Annotated in this window: 13 protein-coding genes; 6 read left to right on the forward strand and 7 right to left on the reverse strand. The window is 66.8% G+C overall.

Annotated features, from left to right (window positions below; translation table 11 throughout):
* Window positions 1-35: 35 nt before the first annotated feature.
* Complete coding sequence (locus tag ACQR0W_RS30315) at window positions 36-386, forward strand: DUF1491 family protein (RefSeq protein WP_315716119.1); 351 nt, start codon at window positions 36-38, stop codon at window positions 384-386.
* 32 nt (window positions 387-418) lie between these two features.
* Here ACQR0W_RS30315 and ACQR0W_RS30320 read toward each other — a convergent pair whose 3' ends face one another.
* A complete protein-coding gene (locus ACQR0W_RS30320; RefSeq protein WP_315753071.1) occupies window positions 419-1,372 on the reverse strand; it encodes a DUF2336 domain-containing protein in 954 nt (317 codons plus the stop codon).
* 398 nt (window positions 1,373-1,770) lie between these two features.
* Here ACQR0W_RS30320 and ACQR0W_RS30325 point away from each other — a divergent pair, with 398 nt between their 5' ends.
* Window positions 1,771-1,959 carry a hypothetical protein gene (locus ACQR0W_RS30325; protein WP_315716121.1) on the forward strand — a complete coding sequence of 63 codons (189 nt, stop codon included), beginning with the start codon at window positions 1,771-1,773 and terminating at the stop codon, window positions 1,957-1,959.
* Between the two features lie 19 nt (window positions 1,960-1,978).
* Window positions 1,979-2,740: a hypothetical protein gene (locus ACQR0W_RS30330; RefSeq protein WP_315716122.1), complete on the forward strand. Its 762-nt coding sequence runs from the start codon at window positions 1,979-1,981 to the stop codon at window positions 2,738-2,740.
* Here ACQR0W_RS30330 and ACQR0W_RS30335 read toward each other — a convergent pair.
* Entirely contained in the window at window positions 2,737-3,636 is a 900-nt protein-coding gene (locus tag ACQR0W_RS30335; protein ID WP_316171146.1) for a LysR family transcriptional regulator, read from the reverse strand. The genes ACQR0W_RS30330 and ACQR0W_RS30335 overlap by 4 nt on opposite strands.
* Before the next feature lie 97 nt (window positions 3,637-3,733).
* Here ACQR0W_RS30335 and ACQR0W_RS30340 point away from each other — a divergent pair, with 97 nt between their 5' ends.
* Window positions 3,734-4,582: an MBL fold metallo-hydrolase gene (locus ACQR0W_RS30340; RefSeq protein ID WP_316171145.1), complete on the forward strand. Its 849-nt coding sequence runs from the start codon at window positions 3,734-3,736 to the stop codon at window positions 4,580-4,582.
* On the opposite strand, the gene ACQR0W_RS30345 is transcribed toward ACQR0W_RS30340, so the two are convergent.
* The 5 genes from ACQR0W_RS30345 to ACQR0W_RS30365 form a co-directional block, all read right to left on the reverse strand.
* The gene (locus ACQR0W_RS30345) at window positions 4,569-6,059 is read right to left on the reverse strand and encodes an acetyl-CoA hydrolase/transferase family protein (RefSeq protein WP_316171144.1); all 1,491 of its coding nucleotides are present in this window, start codon (window positions 6,057-6,059) and stop codon (window positions 4,569-4,571) included. The genes ACQR0W_RS30340 and ACQR0W_RS30345 overlap by 14 nt on opposite strands.
* A gap of 108 nt (window positions 6,060-6,167) precedes the next feature.
* Window positions 6,168-6,671, reverse strand: coding sequence for a CYTH domain-containing protein (locus ACQR0W_RS30350; RefSeq protein ID WP_315768122.1), 504 nt, complete (start codon window positions 6,669-6,671; stop codon window positions 6,168-6,170).
* A gap of 119 nt (window positions 6,672-6,790) precedes the next feature.
* The gene (locus ACQR0W_RS30355; protein ID WP_315716127.1) at window positions 6,791-7,375 is read right to left on the reverse strand and encodes a DUF1254 domain-containing protein; all 585 of its coding nucleotides are present in this window, start codon (window positions 7,373-7,375) and stop codon (window positions 6,791-6,793) included.
* Window positions 7,372-7,953, reverse strand: coding sequence for a DUF1214 domain-containing protein (locus tag ACQR0W_RS30360; protein WP_315716128.1), 582 nt, complete (start codon window positions 7,951-7,953; stop codon window positions 7,372-7,374). The genes ACQR0W_RS30355 and ACQR0W_RS30360 overlap by 4 nt, the downstream gene beginning before the upstream one ends.
* A gap of 14 nt (window positions 7,954-7,967) precedes the next feature.
* Window positions 7,968-10,247: a transglycosylase domain-containing protein gene (locus tag ACQR0W_RS30365; RefSeq protein ID WP_315716129.1), complete on the reverse strand. Its 2,280-nt coding sequence runs from the start codon at window positions 10,245-10,247 to the stop codon at window positions 7,968-7,970.
* Between the two features lie 342 nt (window positions 10,248-10,589).
* On the opposite strand from ACQR0W_RS30365, the gene ACQR0W_RS30370 reads away from it, so the two are divergent.
* Together ACQR0W_RS30370 and ACQR0W_RS30375 are read left to right on the forward strand one after the other, a co-directional pair.
* Window positions 10,590-11,102 (forward strand): YcgN family cysteine cluster protein, encoded by a 513-nt coding sequence (locus ACQR0W_RS30370; protein ID WP_315753066.1) that lies wholly within the window; start codon window positions 10,590-10,592, stop codon window positions 11,100-11,102.
* Between the two features lie 168 nt (window positions 11,103-11,270).
* On the forward strand, window positions 11,271-12,854 hold the full coding sequence (locus tag ACQR0W_RS30375; RefSeq protein WP_315753065.1) for an MDR family MFS transporter: 1,584 nt from the start codon (window positions 11,271-11,273) through the stop codon (window positions 12,852-12,854).
* Window positions 12,855-12,964 lie beyond the last annotated feature (110 nt).

Consider the following 12,964-nt stretch of genomic DNA (forward strand, 5'->3'; position numbering starts at 1 on the left):
GACGTGCAGCGCGCTTGCACCTGCATCGAACCATCATGCGATTGAAGAGCAGCATCTGGGTGAGCGCCTATCTGCGGCGTTGCCAGTCGGCCGGCGCGTTCAGCGCGATCCGCCACCGTGGCGCGGAGGAAGCCGGCGCGGTCTTCGTCAAGGTCGCGATGATGGATGGCACGGCCCAGCTCTATGTTCCCGCCCCGCAGACCGTCTATGACGACAGCCAGCCGATCGACCGCTTCTTCGTACCGATATCGCCGCAGCCGATCGCGGAAGCGCAGATCGAGGAGCGGCTCGTCAAGGAGCTGCGCTTCGATCCCGACGCCTGGATCATCGAGACCGAGGACAGGCAGGGCCGTCATTTTCTCGATCTCGTGCGCGAGCGTCCCTGATCATCGCTAAGATTCGGGACAGCGATCGCGCGTCAGCGCTTGAAGCCATCGGTCCCCGTGCGCACGATCGGCCTCGTCGCGGTGCCGGCCCGCGCCGTGCTGCCACGGACGTGCTGACGTTCGTCGTCATAGAGCGCCGCGCGGTGCTTGGCCCTGATCGCGGCCATCCCGGAGCCGCGCCAGGCCGCCAGCATGATCAGCGCCGCGCGCTCGCTGAGCCGCTCGTAGAAGCGTGACAGCCGAAACACGGTCTGGACGGACTGGCCCATCTCGGGCTTGAGGAACAGCAGTACGCGCTCGAACACCGGCGCCGGCATGCCGAGCGCCTTTGCGGCGCAGGCCAGCGGCTCGCCATGGGGATCGTTGACAACCTCGTGGGTCATGCGTGAGGGCAGGATCAGGCTCTCGCCGAGCTCGATCGTGAACGTCTCGACGTCGGCGTTGAACGCGGCCATCTCCAGCGCCTCGATCGCATGCACCGCGCGGTGCAACGGCGTCGGCGCGGCGGGCCTCAGCGGCGTGGTGGCGAGGTTCTGCAGGATGGCGATGCGTTCGTGCGAGGCGGCGCGCATGAACATCTCGCTGAGCTCGGCGGCATCCTTCGGCTGCATCGACAATCCGGACGCCGCGTCGTCGCGCGGCGGGATCGGAGGCGACGAGCGAAGCGATGCGGGAATGGGGCCGGCGAGCGGCGGCGTCGGCTCGCTCTGCGCCGGGCGCAAGCCCAGCTTGTTCAGGATCTCGATCGGCGTCGCCGGATAGATCGCCAGCCGCGCACGCACCGCCGCACGGGTCGCATCGTCGACGTCGTCGACCAGACGGGAGGCCAATTCGACGAACTGCCGCTCCTCGTCGGCGGAATGCGCGCTCGCCTGGACATAGAGGTCGGTCAGGACGCGCAGCAGAGTGGGCTTGATGTCGACGCCCTCGCGGCGCGAGAGCGTGAGCAACCCGTCGAAGCCGGGGAACAGCGATGATCTTGTCATGTCGGGGTACGCAACTTCGGCAATCGTTGCGCCGATTAGAGCGGAGTTGTTTTAATGCGGCGTTAAGGAAAACAACCGGTGAAGATGGGCCGAAATGACCCGGTGAGACAAAGGCGCAACGCTGGCTTGCCTTCTCTCCCGCCGGTGCACGCGATCCGTGTCGGGCGGCCCGCGCATTAATATCCTCTTAACCACGTCCTGATCTTAATCGATCCGTTCGATGATCTCGCCTTGGCCGCGTCACGCGGCCAGCCTGATCTTCGCCGCGCCGAATGCCAACGTGCAGCTTCATGCGCCGGCATTCGTGATCGTCAGTTCTGCGTGCCCTCTTGCCTGCGAAGTTCGGGCGACGGGGAGTTTTCAGGGGGTAAGAACTTCGGGCACGAAAGAGAGTGGACATGGCGACCATCATTGAATTCCCGGCGGACGTTGCGCGTCGCGCGCGGCCTGCCGTGACCGGCGCGCCGCAGGAGGGCATGGGAACGATCCTGATTCTTCCCGTCGTTCGGATCGAGCGCGAGACCACGACCGACGATAGCGGACCCCGCGAGGGCACAGCGCCAAGCCGCCGTCGCCGTCGCCGCTGACAGGTCGGGGGAAACGGGAATGCCGGCCATCGTGAATCCGGTCCGGCGCGCGCTGCCGGTGTTCGTACTCGTTCTCGTCGGCGGACTGCTCGGCGCCTGCAGCGGCGGCGATTTCGGCCGCACCCGCGCCGACATGCGCAATGACGACATGCACAAATGGATCGGGGCGGAAGCCACCGCCAGCGTCGGCGTCAGGCCGTCGCAGTTCCAACTGACAGACAATGAGCGCCAGCTGCGCGATCTCGCTTATCCGCTGATCGAGCCACCGCATTCGCGCCCTGCCTGGAAGAGCGTGTTCGGCGACTATCAGCCGTCGGCCTCGCCGTGGCGCCAGAAGGTCGTGTTCGACCGCACAGCCTATGGGCGGGCCTTGATCGACGAGCCGCACCGCTCGCACGCCTCGCGCTACACCCAGCTGATCGACGACGTGCGCGACGACATCACCCGCTTCGAGCCGTTCTTCGCGTCGGCCATCCGCGTCATCGATCTCGATCGCAAGCGCGATGCCAGCATGAAATACATGACCGAGCTCTCGCCGCGCGAGCAAGCCGATGCCGTCGCGCGCATGCAGGAGAACTCGCTGATCGTGCAATGGGTGCAGATCAGCCTGGAGCAGCGCGTCTCGTCCTATCGCTGGGCCTTGGAGCGCCTGGTGCTGCAGGCGCCCGACGGCATGGCCGCCGAGGCCGATCGCCTGATCCACGAACTGGCGGCTCAGACCGCCAATCCGCCGGTCGCCGCGCGGCCCCTGATCGAACGGCCGCTGACGACGCGGGGCTAGCCCGGCGCGACCTTGCTCCGGCGCCGGCCTGGCTTGGCCGGTGCTCCCTTTTGCCGCCCTGCTGTCGCACGGAGCTTCTGCGGCGCTGCCGCGCGCAGCGTCGCGATCAAGATCTTCAGCGCCTCGGATGGAGCACGCGCGGCGGAGTAGGCGAGTCCGACCTGGCGCTTCAACGTCATCTCGATCTCGCGGACCGCAACGTCGCTTCGGCCGTGCACGACGCCCTCGGGAACGATCGCGACGCCGATGCCGGCTGCGACCAGCGCCAGGGCCCAATCCTCGGTTTCGGCGATGGCGGCGATCTCGCGCGGCCCGCCGCTGCGTCGCGCCAGCGCGCTGTGCTCGCAATGGCAGCGGTCGATCATGGCGACGTCGGCGAGGTCGGCCGCGCGCAGGCGCGGCTTCAGCGTGAGCGGATGCGCAAGCGGCAAAGCCGCGACATAGCGCTCGCTCCACAGCGGCAGGAAATGCTCGCCGTCGCCGACCAGGCTTTTTGAGACGATGCGTCCGTCGGCCCGCTCGGTCGGACCGACGATGTGAAGCCTGAGATCCTCGCGCGCCGTGAGCGGCTTGAGCAGCGCGGTCACGCGCCGGCCGTCGAGGGTGCGCATGAGCCCGAGCTTGAGCGCCTGCTTCGGCGCGCCGTGCCGGAACAGGTTGCGGGCGGCATCGGCTTCGCCGACGATCCGTCGCGCGATCGGCTGCAGGCGCTCGGCCGCCTCCAGCGGCACGACACCCTTGCGGTGGCGGAGGAACAGCTCGGTGCCGAGCTCGGCCTCGAGGTTGGCGATCGCCAGCGAAATCGATGGCTGCGAGACGAAGCAGCGCGCCGCTGCCCTGGTGAGGCTGCGTTCCTCGAACACGGCGGAGAAATAGCGGAGCTCGCGGATATCCATAGGAGAAGCCTATGATGCGTATCACTGATCAATATTTTACTTATCTCAGTCCGGCACGCAAGGATGCGCCCGATATCGGCAATGAAGGAGAAGATCGATGCGCGTCCACCACCTCAACACCGGCACGATGTGTCCACGCGGCGGTCGGCTGGTGAGCGGCAGCGGCGGCCTGTTCGCGCGCGCCCGCCTCGTCTGCCACTGCCTGCTGATCGAAAGCGATGACGGCCTGGTCCTGGTCGACACCGGCATCGGCACCGGTGACATCGCGGCGCCCGCACGATTGGGGGCACGCTGGGTGAGGCAGGCCGCGCCGCTTCTCGATGCGTCGGAGACGGCGCTGCAGCAGGTAAAGGCATTGGGCTTCTCGCCCGACGACGTCAGGCACATCCTGCTCACGCATCTCGACCGGGACCACGCCGGCGGCATCGGCGATTTCCCGAAGGCCAAGGTGCACGTTCATCGCGGGGAGCATGCGATGGCCGTCGAGGGGTCTCCGGCGCCGCCGCGCGGTCGCTATGTCGCCGGCCAATGGCGGCATCGTCCCGACTGGCAGTTCTACGGCGACGACGGCGAGGACTGGTTCGGCTTTCGCGGTGTCCGCGCTGCCGTGGATCGCAGCGGCGACATCCTGATCGTTCCTCTGCCGGGCCATACGCGCGGCCATTGCGGCGTCGCCGTGCGACGCGGCGACAAATGGCTGCTGCACGCCGGCGATGCCTATTTCTTCCACGGCCAGCTGGACGCCCGCCCACGCATGCCGCTGCTGCTCGGGCTGTTCCAGCGCAAGGGCGATCAGGATCGCACGATGCGTGTCGCCAACCAGGAGCGGCTGCGGCGCTTGAAATGCGACCATGGCGACCGGGTCACGATCGTGAACAGCCACGATCCCGTCGCCTACGACACGTGTCGCTGCGGTGATCGGGCCGCAGCGCTCATTCCGGCCTGAGCAGGCGGAACGCCTCCTCGAGCAGATGCGGCGTGTGCTTGCCGGTCGAATCGCGGCAGGCGCGTTCGAAATAATCCGCCAGCGCCGGCCGGAATTTTGGATGCGCCGCCTGATCGATGATGGTGCGGGCGCGCTGTTTGGGCGACAGGCCGCGCAGATCGGCGAGGCCGCGCTCGGTCACCAGAACCTGCACGTCGTGCTCGGTGTGGTCGACATGGGTGACCATCGGCACGATGCAGGAGATCGTCCCATTCTTCGCCGTCGAGGGCGTCATGAAGATCGACAGATAGGCGTTGCGGGCGAAGTCCCCGGAGCCGCCGATGCCGTTCATGATGCTGCTGCCGCGCACGTGGGTCGAGTTGACGTTGCCGTAGATGTCGGCCTCGATCATGCCGTTCATGGCGATGACGCCGAGCCGGCGGATCACCTCGGGGTGGTTGGAGATCTCCTGCGGCCGCAGCACGATGCGGTCGCGCAGGAACTCGATCTCGCGGTTGAATTCGATCGCCGCTTCCGAGCTCAGCGACAATGCCGTCGCGGAGGCGAGATCCATCCGCCCCGAGCGGATCAGGTTCAGCATGCCGTCCTGCAGCACCTCGGTGTAGGCGGTGAGATGCGGGAACGGCCCGTCGTCGAGCCCGGCCATCACGGCGTTCGCGACGTTGCCGACGCCCGATTGCAGCGGCAGCAGATTGCGCGGCAGGCGGCCCTGCTTCACCTCGTGCGCGAAGAACTCCAGGATGTGCCCGGCGATCGCGCCGGAGACGTCGTCGGGGGCGGCGAAGCTCGTGTTGCGGTCGGGCGCGTGGGTCTCGACGACCGCGATGACCTTGTCCGGATTGCAGCGATAGGTGGTCTCGCCGATGCGGTCGCCGGGCGCCACGATCGGGATCGGCTTGCGATGCGGTGGCAGGCGGGTGCCGTAATAGACGTCGTGCATGCCGAGCAGCGCCGGGTTCATCCACGAATTGACCTCGATGATGACGCGGTCCGCCAGATCGAGCCAAGTCTTGTTGTTGCCGATCGAGGTCGATGGGATCAGCCGCCCGTCGGGCAGGATGCCGGCGCATTCGATCACGGCGACGTCGAGATGGCCGAGAAAACCGAACCACACGAACTGTGCGACATGGCTGAGATGCAGATCGATATAGTCGATGCTGCCGGCGTTGATGCGCTGTCGTGTCGCCGGATCGGACTGATAGGGCAGGCGCAGGTCGATGCCATCAGCCCGGGCGAGCGCGCCGTCGAGCTCGGGCGCGGTGCTCGCCCCGGTCCACACGCCGACGCGGAACGGCTCGCCGCGCGCATGCGCGGCTTCGATCCGGCGCGCCAGCGCGAGCGGCACCGCCTTCGGGTAGCCCGACCCGGTGAAGCCGCTCATGCCGACATGGTTGCCGGGCTCGACCAGCGCGGCCGCCTCGTCGGCCGACATGATCTTGGCGCGCAGCGCCTGTGACATCACCTGCGATGAACTCATCGTGCAAACTCCATGCGCGATCGTTCAGACCGCCAAGTCCGCGCTGTTTAAGGTGTGCCCTCGACGGGTGATTTGACAGGGGTCAAGCCGCAACGGCCCGTGCGTGCATCACAGCCCTGCAAGGCGCGCGCGCCGCAGCTCCCGGACTTTCGCCGCCCGCGAGCGCTCCGTCAGCATGTTGGCCTTGCTGTAGCGCGGATCGCCGGTGACCTCGTCGCCGACCCAGTCGGGAAGGGTCACGACGGTCGTCTCGGTCGGCAGCTCGATCTCGGCGATGACGACGCCTTCGAGCGCGTCGTGGTAGACGTCGACTTCCCAGACGCCGCTTTCGGCCGGCACATAGTGACGCGTCTTCTCGAGGATGCGTCCGTCGCAATGCGCGAACAGCATCGCGGCGTGGTCCGCGGGAATATCGTACTCGAATTCATCTCGGGTCAGGCCGCGGCGGCCGCTCTTCACGCACAGCGTCGTCCGGTTGCCATAGCAGCGAACGCGGACCTTGAGGCCGTCCTGACGTGCGACGAGGCCGTCGCGAAGGCGTTCACTGTGCGTCGCCTGATCCCGCCAAGCATCGGACTTGACGAGAAACTTCCGTTCGATTTCGAGAGGCATGACCTGATGTTGAGCGAAGCGCCGCCGTCCTAATCCATCATAGCAGCGGCGCGCGACAACGACTATGCCACCAAGGATCAAGAGAGTGTTGTCGAATTCGTCCAGGACGTCGTATTGACTTATCGTTTGCCGCGCGGCTTCTCGGCCTTGGCCGGTGCCTCGGTCTGTACGCCGCAGCTTGCCGCTGCAAGGGAGGCCTGCGCCTGCGGCATGAGACCGGGCTCGGCGGCCAGGGCCTTCAGCACGATCAACCCGGTCGTCGTCGGCGAATCGATGATCAGCCGGTCGGCGGCCGTGATCTCCTCGTCCTCGGGCAGGTCTTCGTGCTGCGCCTCGGTCATCAGGTTGAGCTCGATCACGCGCTTGCCGGCGGAGCGGTCGTTGATGGCGTAGTAGGCGATCTCGTTGCGCGTGTAGAACGACACCGATGTATAGGCCTGGCTCACCGGAACCGTGAGCTTGAGCGGTCCGTCGGACAGATCATAGCGGCAGATCGCCATGGCGAACGCCGGATCCATGAACGGCATCGGTGAATTGCCGGGATCGGCCAATGGCAACTGCGTCACGGCGTTCAGCTTGGTCATCGGCGTCAGCCGGGAGTAGGCGTCCTGGGTCGAGATCCGCGGCAGCGCCAGCACGCTGACGAGATGGACCACGCCGCCGAGCAGCACGCCGACCACGACCGTGAACAGCAGCCGGATCATGATGGGCAACCTACTGTCGTGATCGACGGCATCGGCGCGTCGCGCTGCGTGCGGGTCGCGACGCCGACCGGCGTGTCGTAGAGCCGCAGCATCAGCGCGTAGCGCTCGATGCCGCCGGTCGGCAGCCAGTTGCCGGAGCGCGAGCGCGCGGCGACACGAATCTCGAAGGAGCCATCGGCACCTCGTACCAGCTCCTGGCTGGTGAAGCCGTAGCGCTGCAGCGTGTTGGCGACGAGGTGGCCCTTGCGGTCGTAGAGCGTGAGCGTCCAGAACCGGGCGGGTGGCGTGACGCCGCTGACCAGGATGTCGCAGCGCCCGTCGAGCGGCTTCCTCTTGTCGTCCGTGGTGGCGGTGAAGGCCACGCCGTCGCCGGTGCCGATCGGCAATTCGCCATTGCGGGTGATGGTCGCGCGCGCATAGGGGTCGACATCGGCCGTGCCGGTTTTCGGACGCGCCGTCCAGGCGCCGATCGTCAGCGTGCCGAACTCGGTGCCGCGGGTCGTCGTCATCCACGTTGCGCCGATGCCGACGCCGGTGGCGATCAGGAGCGTAACCAAGGTGATGAAGAGCAGCCGCACGGGGATCGCTGACGTCAGTTCTTGCGCAGGGCAGGGGTGGTGACGCCGTCGGCCGTTGCCGCGGCGTAGTTCTCAGGGAAGGCCAGCGCGCTCGATGAGACCGGCTTGCCGGGCTTGCGCGGATCGGCAGGCGCGGCCTTCTCGGCGAGGCGCGCCGCATCGTCCAGCATCTTCTCGACCTGAACCAGCACCTCGGCGCCGCGGCGGGTCAGGATCGGCGGCGGACCGGGCTTGATCTCCAGGGTCTTCGGCTGGCCGGCCTGTGCCATCGCGGCGGACGCCGACTGCGGCAGCTTTTCGCCCATGCCGACGCCGGGCAGCTCCTTCACCTCGACGCCCTGATGCGCGGCGACCATGATGTCGTGCCACGTCTGCGCCGGCAGCGAGCCGCCGGTCATACGGTTGGTCGGCGAATAGTCGTCATTGCCGTACCAGACCGCGCAGGTGAAGTTGCCGGTGTAGCCGACGAACCAGGCGTCCCGATAGGCGTTGGTGGTGCCGGTCTTGCCGGCGGTCGGAATGCCGTCGAGTGCGGCGCGGCGTGCGGTGCCTTCGCTGACCACGTGGCTCATCATGCCCGCCATGTCGGCAGCAACCGAGGCCGGGATCGCCTGCTTCGGCTTCGGCCCGTCACGGTCCCAGCGCCAGACCAGATCGCCGGCGCCGGTGCGGACCTCCAGCACGGAATGCGGCGTCACCGCCTTGCCCTTGTTCGGGAAGGTCGCATAGGCGACCGCGTGCTCCAGCACCGTGACCTCGTCGGAGCCGATCGGCATCGACGGGGTGTCGGGCAGCGGCGCCTTGAGGCCGAAGCGCCGCGCGACCTCGATGATCTTGGCGCGGCCGGCCTTCGGACCCTCCTTGCCGCCGAGCGCGATCGACAGCTTGACCGGGACAACGTTGATCGAGCGGGTGATCGCCTGCGTCAGCGTCACCGAGCCGGAATAGGAATGGCCATAATTCTGCGGGCACCAGTTGCCGATGCAGACCGGGCCGTCGACCACGATCGAGGTCGGCTTGAAGCCGTTCAGCAGCGCGGTGGTGTAGACGTAAGGCTTGAACGACGATCCCGGCTGCCGGTAGGCGTCGACTGCGCGGTTGAACTGGCTGGCACCATAGTCGCGGCCGCCGACCATGGCGCGGATGCCGCCGTCGAGGTCGGAGACGACGGTTGCCGCCTGGGTCGCGTGATAGTCGCGGCCGAACTGGCGCAACTGGTTCTCGATCGCCTCGTCGGCCGCATGCTGCACGGTCATGTCGATCGAGGTCCGCACCACGAAGACGCGCTCGGTGTAAGACTTCGGGAACGTGTCGACCAGCTTGCGCATCTCGTCGAAGGCGTAGTCGAGGAAGTAGTTCGGCGAGCTTTCGTCGCGGCGGTCGACTGCGAAGGCCGGGTTGCGGCGGGCGCCGAACACTTGGCCCTCGGTCATGAACCCGGCATCGACCAGATTGTCGAGCACGACGTTGGCGCGGGCGCGGGCGGCGGGCAGGTTGATGTGGGGGGCGAACTTGGTCGGCGCCTTGAACAGCCCGGCCAGCATCGCGGCTTCGGCGAGGTTGATGTCGCGCACCGACTTGTTGAAATAGAAGTGTGCCGCGCCGTCGACGCCGAAGGTGCCGCCGCCCATATAGGCGCGGTCGAGATAGAGCTTGAGGATCTCGTTCTTGGTCAGCCGGGTTTCCAGCCAGATCGCCAGGAACGCCTCGTTGACCTTGCGCTCGATGGTGCGCTCGTTGGACAGGAACAGGTTCTTGGCGAGCTGCTGGCTGATCGAGGAGCCGCCCTGGCGGACGCCGCCGGCCTGGGCGTTGGTGACGAGGGCGCGCGCCGTGCCGGCAATGTCGATGCCGAAATGGTCGTAGAAGCGGCGGTCCTCGGTGGCGAGCGTCGCCTTGATCAGATTGTCCGGGAAGTCCTCCAGCGGAATCGAATCGTTGTGCTTGATGCCGCGGCTGCCGATCGGGTTGCCATAGCGGTCGAGGAAGGTCACGGCGAGGTCGGACTTCTTCAGCCAGTCCTCATCGGCAGTTTCCCGGAAGGCGGGGATCGCGAGCGCCAGCATCAGCACCAGGCCGCCGAGCCCGATCGTGGCCGCCTCCGAGAACGGCTCGACGAACACCCAGCGCTTCCAGCCGCCGACATAGAAGCGGTCCATGAACGCCGAATAGCGCTCATACAGCTCGCGGGTGCCGCGCAGGGAGGAGAACAGCGCCGAATCGAAGCGGGCGTCGAGATCCAGGCGGAAATTGTTGATCCGCTTCTTCCAATCGTCTGGAATGATCTGCCGCACGGGAACCCTGGTCGTTTCGAAAGCGTGTCAGCTGGCTTCGAAAGCACTCAGCAAGTGGGGCTGGGGGCCATCGAAGGGTCTTGCGCGATTGTTGCGGCAAACCCATGGCACTGCACAGTCAGCCGCCCGAACCCGAGCACCTGACCCCAAGCCGCATTGCCGGCGCCGCCGCCGGAGTGACTCAATCATCTATCTAGCCGAGCGGGGGTCACAAACCAATGGTTCCGCTCATAATTTGATGCACAAAGCTAACGTGCCGCCGTAATCGGCAAAGCCCCTTGCGCGGCTCGGGGCCGGGCACCTAGATGGCGGCCACCTCACGCCCTCTTTGAGAATCGCCCGATGACCGCACCGCTCAAACGTCCCTCGGGCCAGGAGGGAATGTTCTGGAAAACCAAGATCTTGGAAGAGATGTCCGAGGTGGAATGGGAGAGCCTCTGCGATGGCTGCGGGCGCTGCTGCCTGGAGAAGCTGGAAGACGAGGATACCGGCGACATCTACTTCACCCACATTTCCTGCAAGCTCTTGGATGCCGGGCTATGTGCCTGCAAGGACTACCCGAATCGTTCCGAACAGGTGTCGGATTGCGTTCGCCTGACACCTGAGAACGTCCGCACGCTGACCTGGCTGCCACCGAGCTGCGGCTACCGCCTCGTGGCTGAGGGGCGCGATCTCTACTGGTGGCATCCCCTGATCTCGGGCGATCCTCAGACGGTCCATGAAGCCGGCGTCTCGGTGCGCGGCCGGGTCGAGGGCACCGAGGACGACGTTCCGGACGACCAGCTCGAGGACCACATCGTGCAGTGGCCGGTGCTGCTGCCGAAGCGGGCCAAGTTGAAGCGACGGCCGAAATAGCGCGATCACCTCGCACCCGCAGCAAGTCACGATGATGCGACCGTTCCCGTGCTGTCGGAATGCACCCATGCACCCGACCCGCTGCCGCACGGGAAAATTATGCCTTAAGTAGTTCGCCAGACAGCGAATCCGCGCGGCGTCGTCGCGCCCGGGCACGGCATTCATCCCATGAACAAGTTTGATCGGCAGACGCATTACCCTGCCGCGTCCCAATCCCTGCCCGAAGAGATCGCCGCCGAGCTGCCGGCCATTCCGCCGCAGGTTCAGGCGATCGAGGATGCGCCGTCGCTTGCGCCGCCGGTGCCGCTGACCCAGGCCGAGGTGCGCACCATCCTGATGAGCCTGCTGCTGACGATGTTCCTGGCCGCGCTCGACCAGACCATCGTGGCGACCGCGCTGCCGACCATCGGCCGCGAGTTTCAGGACGTCACCAATCTCTCCTGGGTGATCACCGCCTACCTGCTGGCGTCGACCGCGGTGGCGCCGGTGTTCGGCACGCTCTGCGACATCTATGGCCGCCGCTCGATGATCATCACCGCGCTCAGCCTGTTCGTGGTCGGCTCGGTGGTCTGCGCGCTGGCGCCGAACATGCCGGTGCTGATCCTCGCCCGCGGCCTGCAGGGGCTCGGCGGCGGCGGCATCATGCCGGTGGTCCAGACCGTGATCTCCGACGTCGTCAGCCCGCGCGAGCGCGGCCAGTACCAGGCCTATTTCAGCGGGGTCTGGCTGCTCGCCGGCCTGCTCGGGCCGGTGATCGGCGGCTTCTTCGCCGACCATCTGCACTGGTCGATGATCTTCTGGATCAATGTCCCGCTCGCGATCGCGGCGCTCGCATTGCTGCTGCCCAAGATGGGCCGGCTGCCGGTCTACCACCGGCTGCGCAAGGTCGACTGGGCCGGCGGCCTGCTGCTGATGGCCTCGGCCGTCGTGTTCATGCTGGTGCTGACCTGGGGTGGCCACAAGCTGGCCTGGCTGTCGCCGACCCTGCTGGCGATGATCGGCAGCGCGGTGGCGCTCGGCTTGGCCTTCGTCTGGCACGCCAAGCGGGCCGATGAGCCGTTCCTGCCGCTGTCGCTGATGGGCGGAACGGTGGTGCCCTACGGCATGCTGGCGAGCGGCTGCGCACTCGGCGCCCTGATCGGGCTCACGGTCCATCTACCGCTCTATTACGAGCTGGTCTATCATTTGACCCCGAGCCAGGCCGGTCTCGGCCTGATTCCGATCGCGGCGATCTCGACCCTCGGCGCCGCGGTTGCCGGCCGCACCATGGCCCGGGTCAAGCACTACAAGCGCGTCGCCATCGTGGGCACGATCATCGGCACCATCGCCGCCGCGGTCATGACGGTGACGACGCCCTCGCTCTGGGTGCTGATGGCGCTGCTGTCGATCTACGGCATCGGGCTCGGCACGGCGTTCCCGATCTCGGTGGTGTCGCTGCAGAACGCGGTGGACCGCTCCCAGATCGGCACCATCACCGGCGCCATGAACTTCTTCCGCTCGATGATGTCCTCGTTCACGGTCGCGGCCTTCAGCGCCATCCTGCTGATGGCGCTGGGCGCCGACATTTCGCTGGCGGAGGGCGCCCATGGCGCGGTCAGCGGCATCGCGGAAGCCGACATGATCCATGCCTTCCGCTTCGTTTATGCCGCGGCCACCGCGATGCTGGCCTGCGCCTCGGTCTGCATGATGCTGATGGAGGAGCGGCCGCTGGCCGGCCCGTCGCGCAGCGAGGCGGTCGAGCTCGCCGAGTAGGAAAGCAGGGTGGGCACGGCGCCATCACCATCGCGCGTGACGAGAGGGCAAGTCAGCGCCTTTGCATACCCGACGATTCGTTTAGATCATGATGCGATTCCACGGAAGCG

The sequence above is a fragment of the Bradyrhizobium sp. HKCCYLRH1034 genome (genome assembly GCF_051168375.1).
Taxonomy (GTDB): Bacteria; Pseudomonadota; Alphaproteobacteria; order Rhizobiales; family Xanthobacteraceae; genus Bradyrhizobium.